Source organism: Citrobacter meridianamericanus, from assembly GCF_041320245.1.
GTDB lineage: Bacteria > Pseudomonadota > Gammaproteobacteria > Enterobacterales > Enterobacteriaceae > Citrobacter > Citrobacter meridianamericanus.
In genome coordinates this window covers 3,687,540-3,710,263 of record NZ_CP101036.1, presented here as the reverse complement: position 1 = coordinate 3,710,263, position 22,724 = coordinate 3,687,540, and the positions used below count along the sequence as shown (strand labels likewise).

The following is a 22,724-nucleotide window of genomic DNA, read 5'->3' as shown; positions in this document are numbered from 1 at the left end:
TGGTTTAGCAGGGGGAGCTTTTATCTCTGTACGGCGAGGAAAGTATAATGAAAAGCAATAATATTAAGAAGGCCATATTAATGGCTATATTGGTCATGCCCTCAACTGGCGCTTTGGCTGCGGAAAATAATACGACAACGGTCCCTCAGGTAAAATCAACTCCTTTTACGACGGTTTATTTTGCGCCGCGTACGCAGTATCGTACAGCCAGCAAAGGTTTTTTACAGCGACTGATGTTAACCGGCGTGGTACAGGATCCTGACTCAATTTTCAGCAAAATGTACTGGAGTTTTGAAACCGATGCCGATCTAGGAAAAAACATGGATCAGTGGAAAAGCAGCTATCAGGAAGCTGAGTTTAACAAACCTTTTGCGCTGGGTGAGAGTGACTTCTGGCTTGAGCCTGGCGTGGTGTTTCACTGGGAGTCTGCCGGTTCACGCGTTGATCCTTATATCGGGATTGGCTATCATTTTGATCCGACGCTGGGTGCGGTTTTACGCTATCGCTATAACCACCAAAACCATGACAGCGAAACATTGCAAGGCGACTGGGATGATTCTTCGGAACACCGTGTCGATATTTATTTAACCAAATATTTTACGCCAAACTTCTGGGTGCAATACAATCCGACGTATTACAGTAAAACTCATGGCGATAAATTTGAGTATGCTAATGGCAAGAATCATACCCTGCAGCATAACTTTGTATTTAATTTCCATGCCACGCCACGTTTTTATCCGTTTTTTGAATTAGGCTATCTTGATAAATATAAAGATGGTAATGATACAAAAAATGAATATCAAATCAGGGTAGGGTTTAAATATAACTTAAACTGATCCGGGTTTATGAGGGGAATTATTTTGGCGCATGCACCGAAATAAATCGCGCCACTGCCGGACCAGTCAATAATATACTGAATAGCCGCAGGGTTTGCATCGCCATGATCAGCGCCATATCGGCGTGGCTTCCTGCGGCAATCACCGCGACAGAATCCACGCCACCTGGACTGGTCGCCAGATAGGCAGTGAGAAAATCAATCTGCATGTAATGCGCCAGTCCCCAGGCCATAGCGGCACAGATCGCCATGAGTGAAAAAATGGACAACAGGATCTGCGGCAAAGGGCGCAGCGCCATTAAAAAGATCTGCTTATCAAAGCCGAGGCCGATTTGCCAGCCGATGGACATATAGGCTATTGCCAGTAGCCACTCCGGCAGCTCGATCACCATCACCCCACCGGCATTTAACAGTGCACCAGCCAGCATCGGGAGCAACATGACGCCAGAGGGAATGCGCAGTAAACGCCCGGCTATTCCGGCAATAGCAGCCAACAAGATGGTGCTGAACAGATTGCCGCTCAGCGGTGGGAACCAGACGATTTGCTCGCTGACCGTTTGGGCCTGTTCACCCATTACCAGTCGGGTGACCAGCGCCGCAGCGCCAACCACTAATAATACCCGCAGATACTGCATAAACGCCACCAGACGGATGTCGGCACCATAATCCTGCGCCATCGCGACCATGGCCGCTGCACCGCCCGGTGATGAGCCCCATGCACCGGTGTTCCCCGGTAGACTACTGTAGCGAACAAGCAGCCAGCCGATTACCGCGCTGCTGACAAGGGTTGCTATCAGGATAACCATCACCATCGGCCAGTGGGCCGCAAGGGTTGTAAAGATTGAGCCAGTCAGGTTTTGGGCAATCATGCAACCGAGGATCGCTTGGGCACCAAGAAACGTGAAGCGGGGAGGGCGCAATGAGATGCCGCGCAGACTGAAAATGATACCGACGATCATCGAACCGAGCAGCAAGGGTCCAGGAAGATGGATAAACAGAAAGAACAGGGAAAGAAGGAGTGATAGCAGAAACAACAGGCTCCACTGCAAAACAGGCATCCCGTGCTCCTGAGTAAAATGAGGGAAATCTCAGTAAATCATAGAGAAGGCGTGATGAGAATAAAATAATATGGATCAAGAAAAACAGGCCGGATTGTGGCTTTAACGCCTTGTCCGGCCAGGGGGAGCTGATTGTTGTAAGCCGGACAGGCGCTAACGCTATCCGGCAGACAATTAACGCTTAATTTCAGACTTAAAATCGCGTTTGTCGTAGCCGGTATACAGCTGACGTGGACGTGCGATCTTCATGCCGTCGGTGTGCATTTCGTTCCAGTGTGCAATCCAGCCAACGGTACGCGCCATGGCGAAAATAACGGTGAACATAGAAGACGGAATACCCATTGCTTTCAGAATGATGCCGGAGTAGAAGTCTACGTTCGGGTAGAGTTTCTTCTCAATGAAGTACGGGTCGTTGAGCGCAATGTGCTCAAGCTCCATAGCCACTTCCAGCAGATCATCTTTGGTGCCCAGTTCTTTCAGCACTTCGTGACAGGTTTCACGCATCACGGTGGCGCGTGGGTCATAGTTTTTATAAACACGGTGACCAAAGCCCATCAGGCGGAAAGAATCATTCTTGTCTTTCGCGCGGCGAACAAATTCTGGAATGTGTTTAACGGAGCTGATTTCTTCCAGCATTTTCAGTGCAGCTTCGTTTGCACCGCCGTGTGCCGGTCCCCACAGGGAAGCAATACCGGCTGCAATGCAGGCAAACGGGTTAGCGCCAGACGAACCCGCGGTACGTACGGTAGACGTCGAGGCGTTCTGTTCGTGGTCGGCGTGCAGGATCAAGATACGGTCCATTGCGCGTTCCAGAATCGGGTTTACTTCATATTTTTCGCACGGCGTGGAGAACATCATGTTCAGGAAGTTACCGGCGTAAGAGAGATCATTACGCGGGTACACGAACGGCTGTCCGATGGAGTATTTGTAGCACATCGCGGCCATGGTCGGCATTTTGGACAGCAGACGGAAAGCGGCGATTTCGCGGTGACGCGGATTATTCACATCCAGCGAATCGTGGTAGAACGCAGCCAGCGCACCAGTAACACCGCACATAACGGCCATCGGGTGAGAGTCGCGGCGGAAACCGTGGAACAGACGGGTGATCTGCTCGTGGATCATGGTATGGCGAGTGACCGTAGTTTTGAACCCGTCGTACTCTTCCTGCGTCGGTTTTTCGCCGTACAGCAGGATATAACACACTTCCAGATAGTTGGACTCGGTCGCCAACTGGTCAATCGGGAAGCCGCGATGCAGCAAAATACCTTCGTCACCATCGATGAACGTAATTTTGGATTCGCAGGATGCGGTAGAGGTAAAACCTGGATCAAAAGTGAACATCCCTTTTGATCCGAGACTACGAATATCAATAACATCTTGACCGAGCGTACCTTTCAGCACATCCAGTTCAATAGCAGTATCACCATTTAGAGTGATTTTTGCTTTAGTATCAGCCATTTACGGTCTCCTTAGCGCCTTATTGCTTAAGACTGCCGGAACTCACATTTGCTTTCGTACATCAATGAACCGTTACCAGTTTGTTATTTGGCTCGCCGCTCTGCGAAAGAGGGGATGACCTGGGTACAGAGCTATGGGCGCTTGCAGGTAAAACGGTCTTTTCATGGCGAATAAACTGCAAATCAAGAACTTAGCAATCCGAATTATTAAACCTGTCTATCACTAATAACTGTCCTGACGGTATTGGTCAATACTTCCACACTGTTGCATAACTAAATCTCCGGTGAAAGAGTGACCCCATAACTTTTACGCATTATATGCTTTTTCTGGTGTCGTTTGTAACAACTTTGTTTAATGATTGTCAAATCAGATGATTAAAAATTAAAATAATGTTGTTATCGTGACCTATGTCACTGTTCGGGATAAAACCCGACAAACTATATGTAGGTTAATTGTAATGATTTTGTGAACGTCCTATACTGCCGCCAGGTCTCCGGAATACCCTGCAATCCCGAGCCAACCAGCGTTGTAACGTGTCGTTTTAGCATCTGGAAGCAGTGTTTTATATGACGCGTAGTTATAGTAAGGACGCTGTCTGACCCGCACGCAGACCGGAGGAAGGAAATCCCGTCGTCTTTCAGGCTACAGGTGTCTTCATCTTCTGTACCCGAAGTCCAAAGGGAATAATAAGAACAGCATGTGGGCGTTATTCATGATAAGAAATGTGAAAAAACAAAGACCTGTCAATCTGGATCTGCAAACGATCCGGTTCCCAATCACGGCGATAGCGTCCATTCTCCATCGCGTATCCGGAGTGATCACCTTCGTGGCGGTCGGGATTCTGTTGTGGTTATTGGGTACCAGCCTTTCCTCCCCTGAAGGTTTCCTCGCGGCGTCATCCATTATGAATAACTTCTTTGTGGAGTTAATTCTGTGGGGGATCCTGATTGCGCTGGCATATCACGCCGTAATGGGCATTCGCCATCTGTTGATGGATTTTGGCTATATCGAAGAAACCCTCGAAGCAGGGACACGCTCCGCCAAAATTTGTTTCGTTATCATTGTCGTGCTTTCACTTCTCGCAGGAGTCCTCGTATGGTAAGCAACGCCTCCGCATTAGGACGCAACGGCGTACATGACTTCATTCTGGTTCGTGCTACCGCTATCGTTCTGACGTTATACATCATCTATATGGTCGGCTTCTTCGCCACCAGCGGCGAGCTGACGTTTGAAGTCTGGACCGGTTTCTTCTCATCGGCATTCACCAAAGTCTTCACCCTGCTGGCACTTTTTTCCATCTTGATTCATGCCTGGATCGGCATGTGGCAGGTGTTGACCGACTACGTTAAACCTCTGGCTGTGCGCCTGATTCTGCAACTGGCTATCGTCGTTGCGCTGGTGGTTTACGTCATTTATGGATTTGTTGTGGTGTGGGGTGTGTAATGAAACTGCCAGTCAGAGAATTTGATGCTGTTGTGATTGGTGCCGGCGGCGCAGGTATGCGCGCGGCGCTGCAAATTTCCCAGAGCGGTCAGACCTGTGCGCTGCTCTCCAAGGTGTTCCCAACCCGTTCCCATACCGTATCTGCGCAAGGTGGTATCACCGTTGCGCTCGGTAATACCCATGAAGATAACTGGGAATGGCACATGTACGACACAGTAAAAGGGTCGGACTACATTGGTGATCAGGACGCTATTGAATATATGTGTAAGACCGGTCCGGAAGCGATTCTGGAGCTGGATCACATGGGGCTGCCGTTCTCTCGCCTTGATAATGGCACCATTTATCAACGTCCGTTTGGCGGCCAGTCGAAGAACTTCGGCGGTGAGCAGGCGGCACGTACCGCAGCCGCGGCAGACCGTACCGGTCATGCGCTGTTGCACACGCTGTATCAGCAGAACCTGAAAAACCATACCACCATCTTCTCAGAATGGTATGCGCTGGATCTGGTTAAAAATGCCGATGGCGCGATTGTCGGTTGTACCGCGCTGTGTATCGAAACCGGTGAAGTCGTTTACTTCAAAGCTCGCGCAACCGTGCTGGCGACTGGTGGTGCTGGCCGTATTTATCAGTCCACTACTAATGCCCACATCAACACCGGTGACGGCGTTGGTATGGCTATCCGCGCCGGTGTTCCGGTGCAGGATATGGAGATGTGGCAGTTCCACCCAACCGGTATCGCCGGTGCGGGTGTTCTGGTCACAGAAGGCTGCCGTGGTGAAGGTGGCTACCTGCTGAATAAACACGGCGAGCGCTTTATGGAGCGTTATGCGCCAAATGCGAAAGACCTGGCGGGTCGTGACGTGGTGGCGCGTTCCATCATGATCGAAATCCGTGAAGGTCGCGGCTGCGACGGCCCATGGGGCCCACACGCCAAGCTGAAACTTGACCACCTGGGTAAAGAAGTACTGGAATCCCGTCTGCCGGGCATTCTCGAGCTGTCTCGCACCTTCGCTCACGTTGATCCGGTGAAAGAGCCGATCCCGGTTATCCCAACCTGCCACTATATGATGGGCGGTATTCCGACCAAAGTAACCGGCCAGGCGTTGACCGTAAACGAGCAGGGCGAAGATGTGGTGATCCCTGGATTGTTTGCCGTCGGTGAAATTGCCTGTGTATCGGTTCATGGTGCAAACCGTCTGGGCGGCAACTCGCTGCTGGACCTGGTGGTGTTTGGTCGTGCGGTGGGGCTGCATCTGCAAGAGTCTATCGCCGAGCAGGGCGACCTGCTGGATGCGACCGAAGATGAAATCGATGCTTCTCTGGCGCGCCTGAATCGCTGGAACGGCAACCGCAACGGTGAAGACCCGGTGGCGATTCGCAAAGCGCTGCAGGAATGTATGCAGCACAACTTCTCGGTATTCCGCGAAGGCGATGCGATGGCGAAAGGTCTGGAAGAGCTGAAAGCGATTCGCGAGCGTCTGAAAAATGCCCGTCTGGACGATACCTCCAGCGAGTTCAACACCCAGCGTGTTGAGTGCCTGGAACTGGATAACCTGATGGAGACCGCGTACGCCACCGCAGTATCTGCAAACTTCCGTACCGAAAGCCGTGGCGCGCATAGCCGCTTCGACTTCCCGGAACGTGATGATGAAAACTGGCTGTGCCATTCCCTGTACCTGCCAGAGTCGGAATCCATGACGCGACGTCAAGTCAATATGGAACCGAAGCTGCGCCCGGCATTCCCGCCGAAGATTCGTACTTATTAATGCGGAGACAGGACAATGAAACTCGAGTTTTCAGTTTATCGCTATAACCCGGATGTTGACGACGCTCCGCGCATGCAGGATTACACCCTGGAGGCGGAAGAAGGGCGCGACATGATGCTGCTGGATGCGTTGATGCAGCTGAAAGAAAAAGACCCATCGCTGTCGTTCCGCCGCTCCTGCCGTGAAGGGGTCTGCGGCTCCGACGGTCTGAATATGAACGGCAAAAATGGACTGGCCTGTATCACACCTATTTCTGCGCTGAATCAGCCGGGCAAGAAAATTGTCATTCGCCCGCTGCCGGGCTTACCGGTTGTGCGCGATTTGGTGGTAGACATGGGGCAATTCTACGCACAGTATGAGAAGATTAAGCCTTACTTGTTGAATAATGGGAAAAATCCGCCGGCTCGTGAGCATTTACAAATGCCTGAGCAGCGTGAGAAGCTCGATGGGCTGTATGAATGTATTTTGTGTGCATGCTGCTCAACGTCCTGCCCATCGTTCTGGTGGAACCCGGACAAGTTTATTGGCCCGGCAGGCCTGCTGGCCGCGTATCGCTTCTTAATTGATAGCCGCGATACCGAGACCGACAGCCGCCTGGAAGGTTTAAGTGATGCTTTCAGCGTATTCCGCTGCCATAGCATCATGAACTGCGTCAGTGTATGTCCTAAAGGGCTGAACCCGACGCGTGCCATCGGCCATATTAAGTCGATGCTGCTCAAACGTAGTGCATAAATAGTTGTTGTTGCCGGGGAAGTGATTCCCCGGTAGTGCAGGAAACCTCTAAAAACTGCCACATTGATAGCAATAATCGCAGCCTGAACAGCGAAGATTATTAGACAGTTTTTAAAGGTTCCTTAGCGGACGCAGAAAACACGACAGTCCGCAACAAGTGAACCCCGGCACGCACATCGGTGTGCGTGGTAGTATCCACGGCGAAATACTCGTCATAGATCACGTTGCATGTGCGTTGGCTGCACTTGCTCACCCTGGTCACTTACTGGATGTAAGCTCCCAGGGAATCGCAAGCTTGCCGCCTTCCTGAAACGTGATCTATTTAGAGTATTAAATAAGCAGAAAAGATGCTTAAGGGATCACGATGCAGAACAGCGCTTTGAAAGCCTGGTTGGACTCTTCTTACCTCTCTGGTTCAAACCAGAGCTGGATAGAACAGCTCTATGAAGACTTCTTAACCGACCCTGACTCGGTAGATGCTAACTGGCGTTCGACGTTCCAGCAGTTACCTGGTACCGGAGTCAAACCGGATCAACTCCACTCAAAAACACGTGATTATTTCCGTCGGCAGGCGTTGATTACCCCACGTTACTCTTCTTCTATTTCCGATCCTGATGCCAATGTGAAGCAGGTTAAAGTCCTGCAGCTCATTAACGCCTACCGTTTCCGCGGTCATCAGCATGCGAATCTCGATCCGCTGGGACTGTGGCAGCAAGAAAATGTGGCCGATCTGGATCCGTCCTTCCACGATCTGACCGATGCGGATTTCCAGGAAAGCTTTAACGTAGGTTCTTTTGCCGGCGGCAAAGACACGATGAAGCTGAGCGACCTGGTTGTCGCGTTGAAACAAACCTACTGCGGCCCGATTGGCGCCGAGTATATGCACATTACCAGCACTGAAGAAAAACGCTGGCTTCAACAGCGTATCGAGTCTGGCCGCGCCGCGTTCAGTAGTGAAGAGAAGAAACGCTTCCTCAGCGAACTGACCGCTGCGGAAGGTCTGGAACGCTACCTGGGCGCGAAGTTCCCGGGAGCGAAACGATTCTCGTTGGAAGGCGGGGATGCGTTAATCCCAATGCTCAAAGAGATGATCCGCCACGCCGGCAACAGTGGTACCCGTGAAGTGGTGCTGGGTATGGCGCACCGTGGCCGTCTAAACGTGCTGGTCAACGTGTTGGGTAAAAAACCGCAGGACCTGTTCGACGAGTTCGCTGGCAAACATAAAGAACACCTCGGTACCGGCGACGTGAAGTATCACATGGGCTTCTCGTCGGATATCGAAACCGAAGGCGGTCTGGTTCACCTGGCGCTGGCGTTTAACCCGTCGCACCTGGAAATCGTTAGCCCGGTGGTTATCGGTTCCGTGCGCGCGCGTCTGGATCGTCTGGACGAGCCAAGCAGCAACAAGGTACTGCCAATCACCATCCACGGCGATGCGGCGGTAACCGGGCAGGGCGTGGTTCAGGAAACCCTGAACATGTCGAAAGCGCGTGGTTACGAAGTGGGCGGTACCGTTCGCATCGTGATCAACAACCAGGTGGGATTTACTACCTCTAACCCGCTGGATGCGCGTTCTACGCCGTACTGCACCGACATCGGTAAGATGGTTCAGGCGCCAATCTTCCACGTTAACGCGGATGACCCGGAAGCGGTCGCTTTCGTGACGCGTCTGGCGCTGGACTTCCGTAATACCTTCAAACGCGATGTGTTCATCGATCTGGTGTGCTACCGCCGTCATGGCCACAACGAAGCCGACGAGCCGAGTGCAACTCAGCCGCTGATGTATCAGAAAATCAAAAAGCATCCGACCCCGCGTAAAATCTACGCTGACAAGCTGGAAGCGGATAAAGTCGCCACGCTGGAAGATGCGACCGAAATGGTCAATCTGTATCGTGACGCGCTGGATGCTGGCGAATGCGTCGTGAAAGAGTGGCGTCCAATGAACATGCACTCCTTCACCTGGTCGCCGTACCTCAACCACGAGTGGGACGAAAGCTACCCGAACAAGGTAGAAATGAAGCGTCTGCAGGAGCTGGCAAAACGCATCAGTACCGTGCCTGAAGCCGTTGAAATGCAGTCGCGCGTTGCCAAAATTTACGGTGACCGTCAGGCCATGGCCGCAGGCGAGAAGCTGTTCGACTGGGGTGGGGCAGAGAATCTGGCTTATGCCACGCTGGTTGACGAAGGCATCCCAGTTCGTCTGTCGGGTGAAGACTCCGGTCGTGGAACCTTCTTCCACCGTCACGCAGTGATCCATAACCAGGCGAACGGTTCAACCTACACGCCGCTGCAGCATGTGCATAACGGCCAGGGCACGTTCCGCGTATGGGACTCCGTGCTGTCTGAAGAAGCCGTGCTGGCGTTCGAGTATGGTTATGCCACAGCAGAACCGCGTACGCTGACCATCTGGGAAGCGCAGTTTGGCGACTTTGCCAACGGTGCGCAGGTGGTGATTGACCAGTTCATCTCTTCCGGCGAGCAGAAGTGGGGTCGTATGTGCGGTCTGGTTATGCTGCTACCACACGGCTATGAAGGTCAGGGCCCGGAGCACTCTTCCGCACGTCTGGAACGTTATCTGCAACTTTGCGCTGAGCAAAACATGCAGGTTTGCGTCCCGTCCACCCCGGCACAGGTCTACCACATGCTGCGTCGTCAGGCACTGCGCGGGATGCGTCGTCCGCTGGTGGTGATGTCACCGAAGTCGCTGCTGCGACATCCGCTGGCAGTGTCCACGCTGGACGAACTGGCAAATGGCACCTTCCTGCCAGCCATTGGCGAAGTAGATGAACTTGATCCGAAAGGCGTGAAGCGTGTCGTGATGTGTTCTGGTAAGGTTTATTACGACCTGCTGGAGCAACGCCGCAAGAACGACCAAAAAGATGTTGCCATTGTGCGCATCGAACAGCTCTATCCGTTCCCGCATAAAGCGGTGCAGGAAGCGCTGAAACCGTTTGCTCATGTACATGATTTTGTCTGGTGCCAGGAAGAGCCGCTCAACCAGGGCGCATGGTACTGCAGCCAGCATCATTTCCGTGAAGTAATTCCATTTGGGTCCGCTCTGCGTTATGCAGGTCGCCCGGCCTCTGCCTCCCCGGCAGTAGGATATATGTCTGTTCACCAGAAGCAGCAACAAGATCTGGTTAATGACGCGCTGAACGTCGATTAAATAAAGGATAAATAATGAGTAGCGTAGATATTCTTGTTCCCGACCTGCCTGAATCCGTAGCGGATGCAACGGTTGCAACCTGGCACAAAAAACCGGGCGATGCAGTACGTCGTGATGAAGTACTGGTAGAAATCGAAACTGACAAAGTGGTACTGGAAGTACCGGCATCAGCGGACGGTATTCTTGATGCGGTTCTGGAAGATGAAGGGACAACCGTCACTTCTCGCCAGATCCTTGGTCGCCTGCGTGAAGGCAACAGCACCGGTAAAGAGACCAGTGCCAAGTCTGAAGAGAAAGATTCTACTCCTGCACAGCGCCAACAGGCGTCTCTTGCTGAGCAGAACAACGATGCCCTGAGCCCGGCGATCCGTCGCCTGCTGGGTGAGCATAACCTCGAAGCCAGCGCCATTAACGGCACCGGCGTCGGTGGTCGTATCACACGTGAAGATGTTGAAAAACATCTGGCCAAAGCACCGGCGGCGAAAGCAGAATCCAAAGCGCCAGCCGCAGCACCTGCGCCACAGGCTCAACTTGGCGCGCGTGGTGAAAAACGTGTTCCGATGACCCGTCTGCGCAAACGCGTGGCTGAGCGTCTGCTGGAAGCGAAAAATTCCACCGCGATGCTGACCACATTTAACGAAGTCAACATGAAGCCAATCATGGATCTGCGTAAGCAGTACGGTGACGCGTTTGAGAAACGCCACGGTATCCGTCTGGGCTTTATGTCTTTCTACGTGAAAGCGGTGGTTGAAGCGCTGAAACGCTATCCGGAAGTCAACGCGTCCATCGATGGTGATGACGTGGTATACCACAACTACTTTGATGTCAGCATGGCGGTCTCCACGCCACGTGGTCTGGTAACGCCGGTTCTGCGCGATGTGGATCTGCTGGGTATGGCGGACATCGAGAAAAATATTAAAGAACTGGCAGTTAAAGGTCGCGACGGCAAGCTGACGGTGGAAGATCTGACGGGCGGTAACTTCACCATTACTAACGGTGGTGTATTCGGTTCCCTGATGTCTACGCCGATCATCAACCCACCGCAGAGCGCCATCCTGGGTATGCATGCCATCAAAGATCGTCCGATGGCCGTAGACGGTAAGGTTGAAATCCTGCCGATGATGTATCTGGCGCTGTCTTATGACCACCGTCTGATCGATGGTCGTGAGTCAGTCGGCTTCCTGGTAACCATTAAAGAGTTGCTGGAAGATCCAACGCGTCTGCTGCTGGACGTGTAGTTAATAAGAGTATCACCTGCCCCGTAGGCCTGGACGCTTATCAGGCCTACGGGTAAAAGATAACGATTACCTGAAGGATGGACAGAACACATGAACTTACATGAATATCAGGCAAAACAACTTTTTGCCCGCTATGGCTTACCGGCACCGGTGGGTTATGCCTGTACTACTCCGCGTGAAGCAGAAGAAGCCGCTTCAAAAATCGGCGCTGGCCCGTGGGTAGTGAAATGTCAGGTTCACGCTGGTGGCCGCGGTAAAGCGGGCGGTGTGAAAGTTGTGAACAGCAAAGAAGACATTCGCGCTTTTGCTGAACACTGGCTGGGTAAACGTCTGGTCACTTACCAGACAGACGCCCATGGTCAACCGGTAAATCAGATTCTGGTTGAAGCAGCGACCGACATCGGTAAAGAACTTTACCTCGGCGCAGTGGTTGACCGTAGCTCCCGTCGCGTGGTCTTCATGGCCTCTACTGAAGGCGGTGTGGAAATTGAAAAAGTCGCGGAAGAAACCCCGCACCTGATCCACAAAGTGGCGCTCGATCCGCTGGCAGGGCCGATGCCTTACCAGGGACGTGAGCTGGCGTTCAAACTGGGTCTGGAAGGTAAACAGGTTCAGCAGTTCACCAAGATCTTCATGGGGCTGGCGACCATTTTCCTGGAGCGCGACCTGGCGCTGATCGAAATCAACCCGCTGGTTGTAACCAAGCAGGGTGACCTGATCTGCCTCGACGGCAAGCTGGGCGCTGACGGCAACGCGCTGTTCCGCCAGGCTGATCTGCGCGAAATGCGCGACCAGTCTCAGGAAGATCCGCGTGAAGCGCAGGCTGCACAGTGGGAACTGAACTACGTTGCGCTCGACGGCAATATCGGCTGTATGGTTAACGGTGCGGGCCTGGCAATGGGCACCATGGACATCGTTAAGCTGCACGGCGGCGAACCGGCTAACTTCCTCGACGTTGGCGGCGGTGCCACCAAAGAGCGCGTGACCGAAGCGTTCAAAATTATTCTCTCTGACGACAATGTTAAAGCCGTCCTGGTTAACATCTTCGGCGGTATCGTACGTTGCGATCTGATCGCCGACGGTATCATCGGCGCGGTTGCCGAAGTCGGCGTTAACGTCCCGGTTGTGGTGCGTCTGGAAGGCAACAACGCCGAACTCGGCGCGAAAAAACTGGCTGATAGCGGCCTGAATATTATTGCAGCGAAAAGTCTGACGGATGCAGCTCAGCAGGTTGTTGCCGCAGTGGAGGGGAAATAATGTCAGTTTTAATTAATAAAGATACCAAGGTTATCTGCCAGGGCTTCACCGGTAGCCAGGGGACATTCCACTCCGAACAAGCGATTGCTTACGGTACGCAGATGGTTGGCGGTGTAACGCCAGGTAAAGGTGGCACCACGCACCTGGGCCTGCCGGTGTTCAACACCGTGCGTGAAGCCGTGGAAGCGACGGGCGCAACCGCGACCGTTATTTACGTTCCGGCACCGTTCTGCAAAGACTCCATCCTGGAAGCGATTGATGCTGGCATCAAACTGATTATCACTATCACCGAAGGCATCCCGACCCTGGATATGCTGACCGTGAAAGTGAAGCTGGATGAAGCTGGCGTGCGCATGATTGGCCCGAACTGCCCGGGTGTTATCACCCCAGGCGAATGTAAAATCGGTATCATGCCGGGTCACATTCACAAGCCGGGTAAAGTGGGCATCGTTTCTCGCTCCGGTACGCTGACCTATGAAGCGGTTAAGCAGACCACCGACTACGGTTTCGGCCAGTCTACCTGTGTAGGCATCGGTGGCGACCCGATCCCGGGGTCTAACTTTATCGATATCCTGAAACTGTTCCAGGAAGATCCGCAGACTGAAGCGATCGTCATGATCGGTGAGATCGGCGGTAGCGCGGAAGAAGAAGCCGCGGCTTATATCAAAGATCATGTGACCAAGCCGGTTGTGGGTTACATCGCGGGTGTGACTGCGCCGAAAGGTAAGCGTATGGGTCACGCGGGTGCGATCATCGCGGGCGGTAAAGGTACTGCGGACGAGAAATTCGCGGCTCTTGAAGCTGCGGGCGTGAAAACCGTTCGTAGCCTGGCCGATATCGGCGAAGCACTGAAAACCGTTATTAAGTAAGCAATAAAAATACAGCCCTGACTTTCTGCATGGTCAAGGGCTGGTCCCGTTTCGACATGGTTGGCCATCTGATGATGGCCTTTTTTTTGCCAGTAATTTAGCTTTCAGCCAACGTTTTCAGCCAGCGAATACCGCTTTCCGGCGAGGTCATTACCGGCACAGGCGGGGAAGGGAGCTGTTGTAGAACGCGCGCCATCGAAGCCTGCGCCAGCATCACGACATCCGCTTGGGTAAAGGCGCTCTGTAACCCTTCACTAACGATACGGTCATGGGTCTCCATATCTCCCGCCAGTAGCGCGTGGAATGCCTCCTCCATTAATACAGGCGTAATGGTTCGCGATTTACCGCTCTGTTGAACTTTGCGCTGGACGTAATCCAGCGTTGGCTTCAGCGTGGTTGCCACGGTCGCCAGGACGGCGATTCGCTCACCTTTTTCAATCGCCTCTTCCACCATCGCGCAGTCAATGCGCGCGAGCTGGAGTGGGGTCATAAACTGACATTGCTCCACCGCAGTACCAATTGAGGAACAGGCGGTAATAAAGATATCGCAGTCCGCCTTTTCAGCAATATGTACATAGTCGGCGATGCGGGCGGCAATATCTGGAGTCACTCCCTGGGCCTTCATTACCTGCTTGATCATGGATTCTTCAACCAGGTGCATAACTTCAACATCCGGCATAATGTCGGCGATCAGCTGTTGCATCATTGCAAGTGTGGCTGCGCTGGTATGTAGCATGGCGACCTTTTTCATTGGGCTATCTCCTTAAGTAACGTTTCCGCGACGGCCAGCGCCGCATCATGATCTTCCTGTGCGGATAAACCGCCTACCGCGACGGCTCCGAGGCATTTCCCCTGGCGCAGAATCGGGATCCCACCCGGCAGCGCCGTAAAACGCGGATCGGCAAAATAGCCAATATCCAGCTGCTCTTTCTGCAGACGCTGTAAAAATGCCTGCGTGGTGCAGCCCAGGCGGCTGCTGGTACGCGCTTTACGCTGGGTTAACTCGATGGTTAACAGTTTGGCGTTATCCATTCGTGCAAAGCTAAGCAGTTCTCCATTGGCATCGCATACGGCCACGCTTAACGGGCGATTTGCGTAACATGTTTCGGCGAGCTCGAGCGCACAGGTTACGGCGCGCTGGGCGTGTTCCAGAGTGAGAGTTGTCATCGTGATTATCCTTTCGATAGATTTTCGCAAGCGGGTTGAACGGGATCTTTGGCTGCGGCTGCCTGCGCCTGTCTGGCGTCTTTTTTGCGCCAGTAGTTGGCGAGCAGCGAGCCGCTAACGTTGCCCAGTGGTGTCATCACCGCTGATGCGAGGCCTACGGTTGCCAGTTTGCCCATCGCCGCGGCAAGCCCGGACGCCATACCGCCGTTTTGCAGGCCGACTTCAAAGGCCACGGTACGGGCAGACTGTACGTCCATGCGGAAGATCCAGCGGCTCATCAGGTAACCAATCAGGAAGCCGCCGAGGTTATGCATCAGCATGGCGAAACAGAGCAGGAAGCCGACCTGTACCAGGTTGTCGCGCCCGGCTGCGGCGGCGGTGGTGGTAAAGAAAATGATCCCCATCATTGAGATGGTTGGCATGACCTTCTTCACGCCCGCCACACGGCCATACAGCCAGTTGTAGAACAATGCCCACACGAGACCGCCTGCCACGAAGTTGAGGACCACCGCGTACATCTGTGCTTCGGCGCTGGCGTGATCAAACAGCGCGTCCCAGCCGCCGGCAATCATATACAGCAGCCAAAGCGCGCCGATCCCGGCCAGCATCTGGACGACACGGCGGCCGCGCACGCCGGCATAGGTTTTCAGATAGTCATGCAGAATTGCCGCGCCGATGGGAATTAATACGATTTTCACCACGTCCATCACCATCGCGGTGAGTTGGATATCGATCATCGAGCCCGCCAGCAGGTTGACCCACAGCGGCGTCATTACCGTTGCCGCCAGCGTTGAGACTGCGGCGATTGACACCGCCAGCGCGAGGTTAGCATTGGCGATGTAAACCATTACCGTAGATGAGAGACCGCTTGGGCAAGCGCCAATCAATAAAATGCCTACTGCGACTTCAGGCGGAAAATCAAAGATCAGGGTAATGCTCAGGCCGAGCAGGGGCATGATCACGAAATGGCAGAAGGTACCGATAAACACAGCCCACGGCATTTTGGCAACATCAATAAAATCCTGGATCGTTAGCTTCGTGCCCATGCTGAACATGGTGGCCTGAATCACGAGGAACACGATCCATTTATGGGTGATATTGAAACCGCCCCAGACGATCAGATCCGTAGACCAGGTCATGGCGGCCACAAAACCGGCGATGATCCACAATGTAAACTGATAGCTGCGTAAACCAGGCCAGTAGCCCGCACCGGCGGCGAATCCGGCGGTGAACATCACCAGCCCCGGCTGCCACAGCGCCGCGGACTGGATTAGTGCGCCGATAATCGCCAGCGCCGTGCCCGCAACGCTGAGGCCAAGTCCGGTTTTATGAATAACAGTGGTCATAGTCATGTTGAAATGTCCTTGCTGTTGTTATTGCTGCCGGGGGGGAATAGATAACATACGCCGTGCAATTTCCGGCGTGGCGACTTTTTTATCCATACTGCGAATGAGCGTAGCGAGTTTGGCGACTTGCTGATAATTATGCTGCGCTTTTTCTTCGGCGCTTAAATAATAACTATCTTCAAAGCCGATTCGTACTTCACTGGCACCCATAGCGACAGCAGCAGCGATAATATCGAAATTCTTTCTACCAAAATGGGTAATTCCCCATAAGGCATCGCGTGGAATCATGCTACGCAACGCAATTAATGCATCAATGGTTGCAGGCGTACTGCCGCGGTGGCCGAGAACGATATTAAAGAGCATGGGTTTTTGAAATTTTATTTTATCTTCAAGGTTCAGGATGTTATTAATCATGCCGATTTCAAAAACTTCAAACTCTGGGATAATATTGCGTTCGGTTATTTGCCGGGAACAATATTCCACGTCCGGACCGGGATTAAAATACACTGCATCACCGAGGTTGACGGAACCGACGTTCAGCGAAGCCATCTCTACGCCGGGACAGGCGAGTGGTGCGCAGCGTTCGGCGATGGACATCGAAGAGACGCCGCCGGTAGAAGCCTGAATAATCAGGTCTGAATGGTGCATAACGCGGTCAATGGTAGCCTGAAAGTCGATAGTATCTGGCGTCAGGCGTCCCTGTTTATCACGAACGTGTAAATGCACGATGGACGCGCCATGTTCTACGCTGGCGAGTATTTCCTGCGCCAGTTCTTCGGGTATAACTCTGGGGCAATCCGCGGCAACGGGTGCCAGCGAAATAATAACAGTATCCGACATTTTTTCCTCCGATACAGAGATAGAGATATTAAAATTATAGGTAAGGTGTCATCCAGTTTAATGAGTCTGGCCCTGATGTTGACGGTTGATATTCACAACCAATCCAGCCCTGGTAATTCATTTTTCTTATAAAATTAAATAGCCATGTTTCATTTAACTCCCCGGTTCCCGGTTCATGACGATAAGGAACAGAAGCAATTTGAAAATGTTTAATAAGGGTAAAATAGTGTTCGATATTTTTCGCCACGTTGCCATGAATTTTCTGACAGTGGTAAATATCAAACTGTAAACCGATATTTTTCTTAGCAACTTCGTGAATAATTGATTCGGCCAACGGGAAGCTGTCAATAAAATAACCGGGCATATCTTGCGAATTTAATGGTTCAATCAGTACATCGATTTCCGCGTCTGCCATCACATCACAGGCGATGCGCAGCCGATTTGTCAGGAGATCGCGCTGGGCGTGCAGCGTCAGGTCGCCGCAGCGCAAGCCCGCCATAATGTGAACCCGCCGACAGCCCAGCGCCGTGGCATAATCGCGCGCCACGTTCAGGCTATGGTGAAATTCTTTGTCGCGACCGGGCTGTGCGGCCAGTCCTCGTTCACCTTGCGCCCAGTTGCCAGCCGGCGCGTTCATCAGCACTACCGGCAGGGATGTTTCCCGCTGAGCGGCTTGCAAATGTTCCAGCGGATGCTGCCAGAGAAATAGCCCTTCTACACCGCGAAAACCGGCCGTCTGCGCCGCCGCAAATCGCGCCGCTATCGGTAAATCTGTAAACAACCAGTCGAGATTAGCCGCTAACTTCAGCATGGCGCGCACCCTCCAGGCCATCAACCAGATGCAGCTTAACGCCCTGACTGGCAATCGTTTGTTGCGCGTCTTCCGGTAACCGGTTATCAGAAATAATGTCGGTTAACTGCTGCAGACCACAGATGTGGAACATACCGTATTTGCCAAATTTACTGCTGTCGCAGACCAACACCCGACGCCGGGAGACGGTGAGTACCGCTTCTTTGACCGAGGCTTTCCCTTCACTCGGCGTCGACATACCGCGTTCGGTATCCCACGATGAGGAGCTTAGAAACGCTACGTCAATATTAATGGTGTGCAAAAAACTGGCGGCGCTTTTTCCAAGACATGAGCGGTTACGTTGATCTACAAGACCACCGGTGTGATAGAGCGTAATGTGCGGCATATCCATCAAATAGTGGCTGATGGAAAAATCGTTGGTGACTACCGTCAGATTGAAACAGTGGCTGGCGGCGACGGCTTTCGCCACTTCAAACAACGACGTTCCTGCATCCAGATACAGCGTTTGTCCGGGCTCAATGAGCATGGCGGCAAGCTGGCCCATTTTACGCTTCACATCATGATTCAACTCGGCTTTTTCCCGCCATGGCAGTTCAGATTTCAACAGGTTATTGAGCTTCACGCCGCCGTTAATGGCGATAACTTTGCCTTCTTCTTCCAGCAATTGAATATCGCGACGCACGGTCATATGCGACACGCTCATTAAATCTGCCAGTTCATTAAATGAGGCGGCATTTTTTTCGTGCACGTAGCGGTAGATAAAATCACGTCGTTGCTCGGGGATCATCATGTCACCTCACGCTTGCCGGGAATGTTCAAGTTCGGCCACCGCCTCTTCTGAGAGCGGAACATAGCCGAGCGGTTTTAACGTCAGCCAGATGCGAGCACTGTCTTCCAGCTCCTCGGCGTTAAATACTGCCTCACGCAGCGAGCGACCGCTTACTACCGGCCCATGATTGGCCAGCAGCGCTGCCGAATGGTTTGCTGCAATTTCACTCAGTGCGCTGGCAATACCTTCATGGCCGGGCTTGAAATAAGGTAGCAGCGGTAACTGCCCGACCCGCATCACGTAGTACGGCGTTAATGGCGGCAGACAGTTTTCCGGCGTGGCGCACGGCAGGCAGGAGAGTGCGGTCAGCCATGGAGAATGCAGGTGTACGACTGCACCGCAGGATGGCCGATGCCGATACCACGCCAGATGCATGGGAACCTCTTTTGAGGGTTTGTCACCGCTAAGATGAACGCCGTTGGCATCAAGCCGACTTAGCGTGGCCGGATCAAGTTCGCCCAGGCAGGAGTTGGTCGGGGTCACCAGATAGCCGCCATCCGGCAATTTGGCGCTGAGATTGCCGGAACCGCCGCTGCTGTAGCCGCGCACAAACAGGGAACGGCCATAATGGACGAGTAGTTCGCGCAGTTGGTGTTCACTCACCGGATTCATAATGCGTACTCCTGGGCAGTAAAAAAGAAATCTTCGTCACCAAAGTTGCCTGACTTCAGTGCCAGCGCCAGACCTGAAGAAAATACCCACGGCACGCCTGGCGCAATGGTTTTGCCAACGGACAAACGCTTCACCTGCAGGGCTTCCACAACGGTGCCGGACGTTTCACCGCCTGCGACGATAAATGTGTTTACACCTGCAACCTGTAGCTTTGCGCTCAGTCGGGAGAAAGCGTGTTCGATTGCCTGGCTGGCAGACTGTTCGCCGTACTCCTGTTGAATGCGTTTAAGTACTTCTGGCGGCTGAGTGGCGTAAATCATCGGCGCGAATGGGTCGCTGATATGCGTCATCGCCCAGGCACACAGTTCATCGGTGTAGCGTTCTGCATCAAACAGGCAGCGAGCCACATCGAGCACTCGAGATGCTGCCGCGGCTTTGTAACGAGTAACCTGGCGATTGCTCATTGCTGAACAGCTACCGGAGAACACCACGGTTTTTGCCGGCAGTGGAAAAGCGTCCGACTGCTGGGTTTGCCGACCTCCGGCGCAGGCGGCCAGCGCACCACCAAGCCCGGATCCCCCGGCTAACAGAGGGCTGGCATGGAGTGCCTGCGCCAGCGTGTTGAGATCTGCTTCATCCAGCGTATCGACAATAACGTGACGCGTACCTTCAGCCTGAAGTTGGGCCAAAGTATGAGTGACCGCTTCCACACCTTGACGCAGCGTTCTGAGGTTGATGCAGCCAACCGACCCCGGCGTTTGTGCGCTCAGCAGGCGCGGCAGGCTGGCATCGGTCATGGGATTGAGCGGATGCTTTTCCATTCCGGACTCGTTAAGCAGTACGCCATTTACAAAAAGATGGCCATGCACCACCGTGCGCCCGTTTTGCGGCAGGGCGGGGCAGTGGACGATCACGGGAGTCTGCAGGTCGTTCATCAACGCATCGCTGACTGGTCCAATGTTGCCTGTTGGCGTGGAGTCAAACGTCGAACAATATTTAAAATAGATCTGGCGGACACCTGCCTTTTGTTTCAGCCAGCGGGCACAGGACAGAGATTGTGCGACGGCCTGTTCTGAGGGTAATGAGCGGCTTTTCAGCGAGATGACGATAGCGTCAACCTCTTCATTCCAGCATTGAGCGGCATCAGGCATTCCGGGTAGTAGCGCAACGCGCCACCCCTGCTGCGCCATAAAGCTTGCAATGTCCGTTGCGCCGGTGAAATCGTCGGCGATAACGCCTGTGGTGACGGCCATGGATCAACTCCGTTCAGATTGTTTGCTAATTGAATATATTATTCAGGAGGGCCTTTCACATTCACATGATGATTATCACAAATAAGCACATCATTGATTCATGGTAAAAATGGGTAATCTATTGAAAAGAATGGAGATAGATTATGAGCGTTGCGAAAAGAGCCTCACAAGGAAGTGTGAAGATTCGTTAATCTTTGAGAAAGCAAAGTCAGTAGTGTGCAGCCGAGTATTATCGTGTCCGCTATAATTCTCTTGCTAATTGATCATAATAATCTGCGTAAATGAGATTATTTTTTGCGGTAAACATCATTTTTTCTTGAGACTAAATTTTGCATATTACCAGCTTTAATATAATTAATGCTGGGGGATAGCGTGCAGTTGAAAATCCAGAATGACTATTTACACCATTTTTTTTCTATCGCAGAACTCTTTTCCCGTGCCACTGGGTTAGCGTCGGTAGTCGTGGATATTAACGGTATACCATTGTCTAAATATCATAATTTTAATTCGTTCTGCACATTAATGCGGGCAGATGAACGTTATCGAGTGGGGTGTCAAAAGTGCGATAAGTACTGTGCTTTTGAAGCACTAAGACAGCTTAAACCCAGAATACTCACCTGTCATGCCGGGTTAAGCTTGTTTTCTATGCCATTAATTTGTGAAGGGCAACTTTACGGTTCTATTATCTGTGGGCAGGTCCGTGTAAAGTATCAGGAGTATAAAACTATCGCCATTGATAATGATAATTTATGGATGGGTAATATTGAATTAAAAGAACAATGGTATCAGGTTGCGGAAGCAGATAATAATTCACTGGTGGCGTCGGCAAATCTGTTAAATTTTATTGTTGATAATTTTGAGAAAGAGCAACCACAATTGGAAGAAGTTGTTATTCCACCGGTCGGTCATATTCAGAATTATTTCACAGAACCTTCCCGACACGAGAAAAAACTGCTGGCGGCACTGCGTTACATTGACGAGAATTTATATGGTGAATTGTCTTTGGAATCCGTTGCGGCTCATGTTTGCTTAAGTGCAAACTACTTCAGCCGATTTTTCAAAAAACGCCAGGGCGTTAATTTTAAAACCTGGGTGAGCCAGAAAAAGATGCAGAAAGCGGGGGAGTTATTACACGATCCGGTTCATTCAATAGACAGCATTGCCCGGAAACTGCAATATGCGCAAACCAGCTATTTTTGCCGCGTTTTCCGGGCGGCGCATCAAACGTCGCCCCAGTCTTTTCGTCATGCCAGACTTTCGCAGTAAAGGTTTTCCGGCAGCGAGATGGTTTCAGGTATAAAAGAGAGCCGATCGCTCAGGGTCACCACGTCACCAATGACAATCAGCGCGGGTGGAAGGATGTTCGCTTCCTGCGCTTTGCTCAGTAATGAACCGAGCGTACAGGTCAGGCGGCGTTGATTTTCTCGGGTCGCGGACATAATTAGCGCGGCGGGCGTGTCTGCTGCTTTCCCGCCCATCAATAGTTCTTCACAAATAAACGCCAGATTAGCGATACCCATGACGATGACCAGCGTACCGTTAAGTTTCGCCAGTTGACGCCAGTCCTGCTGCTGGTTGCCTTCGCGCGTATGGCCAGTGACTACGTGAAAGCCAGAGGCAAATTCGCGATGCGTCACCGGGATCCCCGCGTAGGTCAGACCGCCAATAGTAGAACTGATCCCTGGCACAACTTCAAAAGGGATCCCGGTCTCAACGAGATCCTCAACTTCTTCAGCCCCACGGCCAAAAACATACGGATCGCCCCCCTTCAGGCGCACAATGTTGTGATGCGTTTGGGCATACTGGACAAGTAGTGCGTTAATTTCATCCTGCGGGACGCAGTGGAAGCCCGGGTTTTTGCCAACATTGATAAGCAGACAATCAGGTAATGCCCATTCCAAAATTTTAGGATTGACCAGCCGATCGTAAATAATGACGTCTGCGTGTTTAATGCACATCATCGCTTTGAGGGTGAGTAATGAAATATCACCGGGACCTGCTCCAACGAGCCAGACCTTTCCGAAAGTTTTCACATTGCGTCCTT

21 protein-coding genes are annotated in these 22,724 nt (G+C 52.4%); 10 read left to right on the top strand and 11 right to left on the bottom strand.

From position 1 onward, the window contains the following. Nucleotides 1–47: 47 nt before the first annotated feature. Entirely contained in the window at nucleotides 48–836 is a 789-nt protein-coding gene (locus NMD08_RS18280; RefSeq protein ID WP_151219546.1) for an oligogalacturonate-specific porin KdgM family protein, read from the top strand. A gap of 19 nt (nucleotides 837–855) precedes the next feature. On the opposite strand, the gene NMD08_RS18275 is transcribed toward NMD08_RS18280, so the two are convergent. Then, nucleotides 856–1,893, bottom strand: a complete 1,038-nt coding sequence (locus NMD08_RS18275) for an AbrB family transcriptional regulator (RefSeq protein WP_151219547.1) — start codon at nucleotides 1,891–1,893, stop codon at nucleotides 856–858. A gap of 174 nt (nucleotides 1,894–2,067) precedes the next feature. Further along, a complete protein-coding gene (locus tag NMD08_RS18270; protein WP_151219548.1) occupies nucleotides 2,068–3,351 on the bottom strand; it encodes a citrate synthase in 1,284 nt (427 codons plus the stop codon). A 697-nt stretch (nucleotides 3,352–4,048) separates the two neighbouring features. Between NMD08_RS18270 and sdhC the strand changes: the two genes are divergently transcribed. The 8 genes from sdhC (at nucleotide 4,049) to sucD (ending at nucleotide 13,822) form a co-directional block, all read left to right on the top strand. Then, on the top strand, nucleotides 4,049–4,453 hold the full coding sequence (sdhC, locus tag NMD08_RS18265) for a succinate dehydrogenase cytochrome b556 subunit (protein ID WP_016152282.1): 405 nt from the start codon (nucleotides 4,049–4,051) through the stop codon (nucleotides 4,451–4,453). Continuing rightward, complete coding sequence (gene sdhD / locus NMD08_RS18260; protein ID WP_005122550.1) at nucleotides 4,447–4,794, top strand: succinate dehydrogenase membrane anchor subunit; 348 nt, start codon at nucleotides 4,447–4,449, stop codon at nucleotides 4,792–4,794. The genes sdhC and sdhD overlap by 7 nt, the downstream gene beginning before the upstream one ends. Beyond that, nucleotides 4,794–6,560, top strand: a complete 1,767-nt coding sequence (gene sdhA / locus NMD08_RS18255) for a succinate dehydrogenase flavoprotein subunit (RefSeq protein WP_003022919.1) — start codon at nucleotides 4,794–4,796, stop codon at nucleotides 6,558–6,560. The genes sdhD and sdhA overlap by 1 nt, the downstream gene beginning before the upstream one ends. 15 nt (nucleotides 6,561–6,575) lie before the next feature. Beyond that, nucleotides 6,576–7,292: a succinate dehydrogenase iron-sulfur subunit SdhB gene (sdhB, locus tag NMD08_RS18250; RefSeq protein WP_003022921.1), complete on the top strand. Its 717-nt coding sequence runs from the start codon at nucleotides 6,576–6,578 to the stop codon at nucleotides 7,290–7,292. A 364-nt stretch (nucleotides 7,293–7,656) separates the two neighbouring features. Next, the gene (sucA, locus tag NMD08_RS18245; RefSeq protein ID WP_151224956.1) at nucleotides 7,657–10,458 is read left to right on the top strand and encodes a 2-oxoglutarate dehydrogenase E1 component; all 2,802 of its coding nucleotides are present in this window, start codon (nucleotides 7,657–7,659) and stop codon (nucleotides 10,456–10,458) included. A 14-nt stretch (nucleotides 10,459–10,472) separates the two neighbouring features. Further along, complete coding sequence (gene odhB / locus NMD08_RS18240; protein WP_370618729.1) at nucleotides 10,473–11,696, top strand: 2-oxoglutarate dehydrogenase complex dihydrolipoyllysine-residue succinyltransferase; 1,224 nt, start codon at nucleotides 10,473–10,475, stop codon at nucleotides 11,694–11,696. A 90-nt stretch (nucleotides 11,697–11,786) separates the two neighbouring features. Further along, nucleotides 11,787–12,953: an ADP-forming succinate--CoA ligase subunit beta gene (sucC, locus tag NMD08_RS18235; protein WP_003022927.1), complete on the top strand. Its 1,167-nt coding sequence runs from the start codon at nucleotides 11,787–11,789 to the stop codon at nucleotides 12,951–12,953. Continuing rightward, nucleotides 12,953–13,822: a succinate--CoA ligase subunit alpha gene (sucD, locus tag NMD08_RS18230; protein ID WP_003022929.1), complete on the top strand. Its 870-nt coding sequence runs from the start codon at nucleotides 12,953–12,955 to the stop codon at nucleotides 13,820–13,822. Before sucC ends, sucD begins: the two co-directional genes overlap by 1 nt. 97 nt (nucleotides 13,823–13,919) lie before the next feature. Here sucD and NMD08_RS18225 read toward each other — a convergent pair whose 3' ends face one another. The 8 genes from NMD08_RS18225 to otnK are packed head-to-tail and all read right to left on the bottom strand — an operon-like array spanning nucleotide 13,920 to nucleotide 20,680. Then, nucleotides 13,920–14,573: an aspartate/glutamate racemase family protein gene (locus tag NMD08_RS18225; RefSeq protein ID WP_151219549.1), complete on the bottom strand. Its 654-nt coding sequence runs from the start codon at nucleotides 14,571–14,573 to the stop codon at nucleotides 13,920–13,922. Then, entirely contained in the window at nucleotides 14,570–14,989 is a 420-nt protein-coding gene (locus NMD08_RS18220) for a heme-binding protein (protein ID WP_151219689.1), read from the bottom strand. The genes NMD08_RS18225 and NMD08_RS18220 overlap by 4 nt, the downstream gene beginning before the upstream one ends. A 5-nt stretch (nucleotides 14,990–14,994) precedes the next feature. Next, nucleotides 14,995–16,341, bottom strand: coding sequence for a bile acid:sodium symporter family protein (locus NMD08_RS18215; RefSeq protein ID WP_370618727.1), 1,347 nt, complete (start codon nucleotides 16,339–16,341; stop codon nucleotides 14,995–14,997). Nucleotides 16,342–16,362: 21 nt separating this feature from the next. Further along, nucleotides 16,363–17,175 (bottom strand): 3-keto-5-aminohexanoate cleavage protein, encoded by an 813-nt coding sequence (locus NMD08_RS18210; RefSeq protein ID WP_370618725.1) that lies wholly within the window; start codon nucleotides 17,173–17,175, stop codon nucleotides 16,363–16,365. Nucleotides 17,176–17,209: 34 nt separating this feature from the next. Next, nucleotides 17,210–17,986, bottom strand: coding sequence for a TIM barrel protein (locus NMD08_RS18205; protein ID WP_187252789.1), 777 nt, complete (start codon nucleotides 17,984–17,986; stop codon nucleotides 17,210–17,212). Next, a complete protein-coding gene (locus NMD08_RS18200) occupies nucleotides 17,967–18,776 on the bottom strand; it encodes a DeoR/GlpR family DNA-binding transcription regulator (RefSeq protein ID WP_187252788.1) in 810 nt (269 codons plus the stop codon). Before NMD08_RS18200 ends, NMD08_RS18205 begins: the two co-directional genes overlap by 20 nt. 6 nt (nucleotides 18,777–18,782) lie before the next feature. Further along, nucleotides 18,783–19,427 carry an aldolase gene (locus NMD08_RS18195; RefSeq protein WP_210904838.1) on the bottom strand — a complete coding sequence of 215 codons (645 nt, stop codon included), beginning with the start codon at nucleotides 19,425–19,427 and terminating at the stop codon, nucleotides 18,783–18,785. After that, on the bottom strand, nucleotides 19,424–20,680 hold the full coding sequence (otnK, locus tag NMD08_RS18190) for a 3-oxo-tetronate kinase (RefSeq protein ID WP_151224961.1): 1,257 nt from the start codon (nucleotides 20,678–20,680) through the stop codon (nucleotides 19,424–19,426). Before otnK ends, NMD08_RS18195 begins: the two co-directional genes overlap by 4 nt. 372 nt (nucleotides 20,681–21,052) lie before the next feature. On the opposite strand from otnK, the gene NMD08_RS18185 reads away from it, so the two are divergent. After that, entirely contained in the window at nucleotides 21,053–21,946 is an 894-nt protein-coding gene (locus tag NMD08_RS18185) for a PocR ligand-binding domain-containing protein (protein ID WP_252838015.1), read from the top strand. On the opposite strand, the gene cobA is transcribed toward NMD08_RS18185, so the two are convergent. Further along, the gene (gene cobA / locus NMD08_RS18180) at nucleotides 21,925–22,713 is read right to left on the bottom strand and encodes a uroporphyrinogen-III C-methyltransferase (RefSeq protein WP_370618722.1); all 789 of its coding nucleotides are present in this window, start codon (nucleotides 22,711–22,713) and stop codon (nucleotides 21,925–21,927) included. The genes NMD08_RS18185 and cobA overlap by 22 nt on opposite strands. Nucleotides 22,714–22,724 lie beyond the last annotated feature (11 nt).

Coding starts and splice junctions, on each gene's coding strand:
- NMD08_RS18195 (WP_210904838.1), bottom strand. CDS start 19,427: ATGAATCCGGTGAGTGAACACCAACTGCGCGAACTACTCGTCCATTAT.
- sucA (WP_151224956.1), top strand. CDS start 7,657: ATGCAGAACAGCGCTTTGAAAGCCTGGTTGGACTCTTCTTACCTCTCT.
- sdhC (WP_016152282.1), top strand. CDS start 4,049: ATGTGGGCGTTATTCATGATAAGAAATGTGAAAAAACAAAGACCTGTC.
- NMD08_RS18205 (WP_187252789.1), bottom strand. CDS start 17,986: ATGCTGAAGTTAGCGGCTAATCTCGACTGGTTGTTTACAGATTTACCG.
- sdhA (WP_003022919.1), top strand. CDS start 4,794: ATGAAACTGCCAGTCAGAGAATTTGATGCTGTTGTGATTGGTGCCGGC.
- NMD08_RS18270 (WP_151219548.1), bottom strand. CDS start 3,351: ATGGCTGATACTAAAGCAAAAATCACTCTAAATGGTGATACTGCTATT.
- sucC (WP_003022927.1), top strand. CDS start 11,787: ATGAACTTACATGAATATCAGGCAAAACAACTTTTTGCCCGCTATGGC.
- sdhB (WP_003022921.1), top strand. CDS start 6,576: ATGAAACTCGAGTTTTCAGTTTATCGCTATAACCCGGATGTTGACGAC.
- NMD08_RS18220 (WP_151219689.1), bottom strand. CDS start 14,989: ATGACAACTCTCACTCTGGAACACGCCCAGCGCGCCGTAACCTGTGCG.
- NMD08_RS18200 (WP_187252788.1), bottom strand. CDS start 18,776: ATGATGATCCCCGAGCAACGACGTGATTTTATCTACCGCTACGTGCAC.
- NMD08_RS18210 (WP_370618725.1), bottom strand. CDS start 17,175: ATGTCGGATACTGTTATTATTTCGCTGGCACCCGTTGCCGCGGATTGC.
- sucD (WP_003022929.1), top strand. CDS start 12,953: ATGTCAGTTTTAATTAATAAAGATACCAAGGTTATCTGCCAGGGCTTC.
- sdhD (WP_005122550.1), top strand. CDS start 4,447: ATGGTAAGCAACGCCTCCGCATTAGGACGCAACGGCGTACATGACTTC.
- NMD08_RS18275 (WP_151219547.1), bottom strand. CDS start 1,893: ATGCCTGTTTTGCAGTGGAGCCTGTTGTTTCTGCTATCACTCCTTCTT.
- NMD08_RS18225 (WP_151219549.1), bottom strand. CDS start 14,573: ATGAAAAAGGTCGCCATGCTACATACCAGCGCAGCCACACTTGCAATG.
- NMD08_RS18215 (WP_370618727.1), bottom strand. CDS start 16,341: ATGACTATGACCACTGTTATTCATAAAACCGGACTTGGCCTCAGCGTT.
- otnK (WP_151224961.1), bottom strand. CDS start 20,680: ATGGCCGTCACCACAGGCGTTATCGCCGACGATTTCACCGGCGCAACG.
- NMD08_RS18280 (WP_151219546.1), top strand. CDS start 48: ATGAAAAGCAATAATATTAAGAAGGCCATATTAATGGCTATATTGGTC.
- odhB (WP_370618729.1), top strand. CDS start 10,473: ATGAGTAGCGTAGATATTCTTGTTCCCGACCTGCCTGAATCCGTAGCG.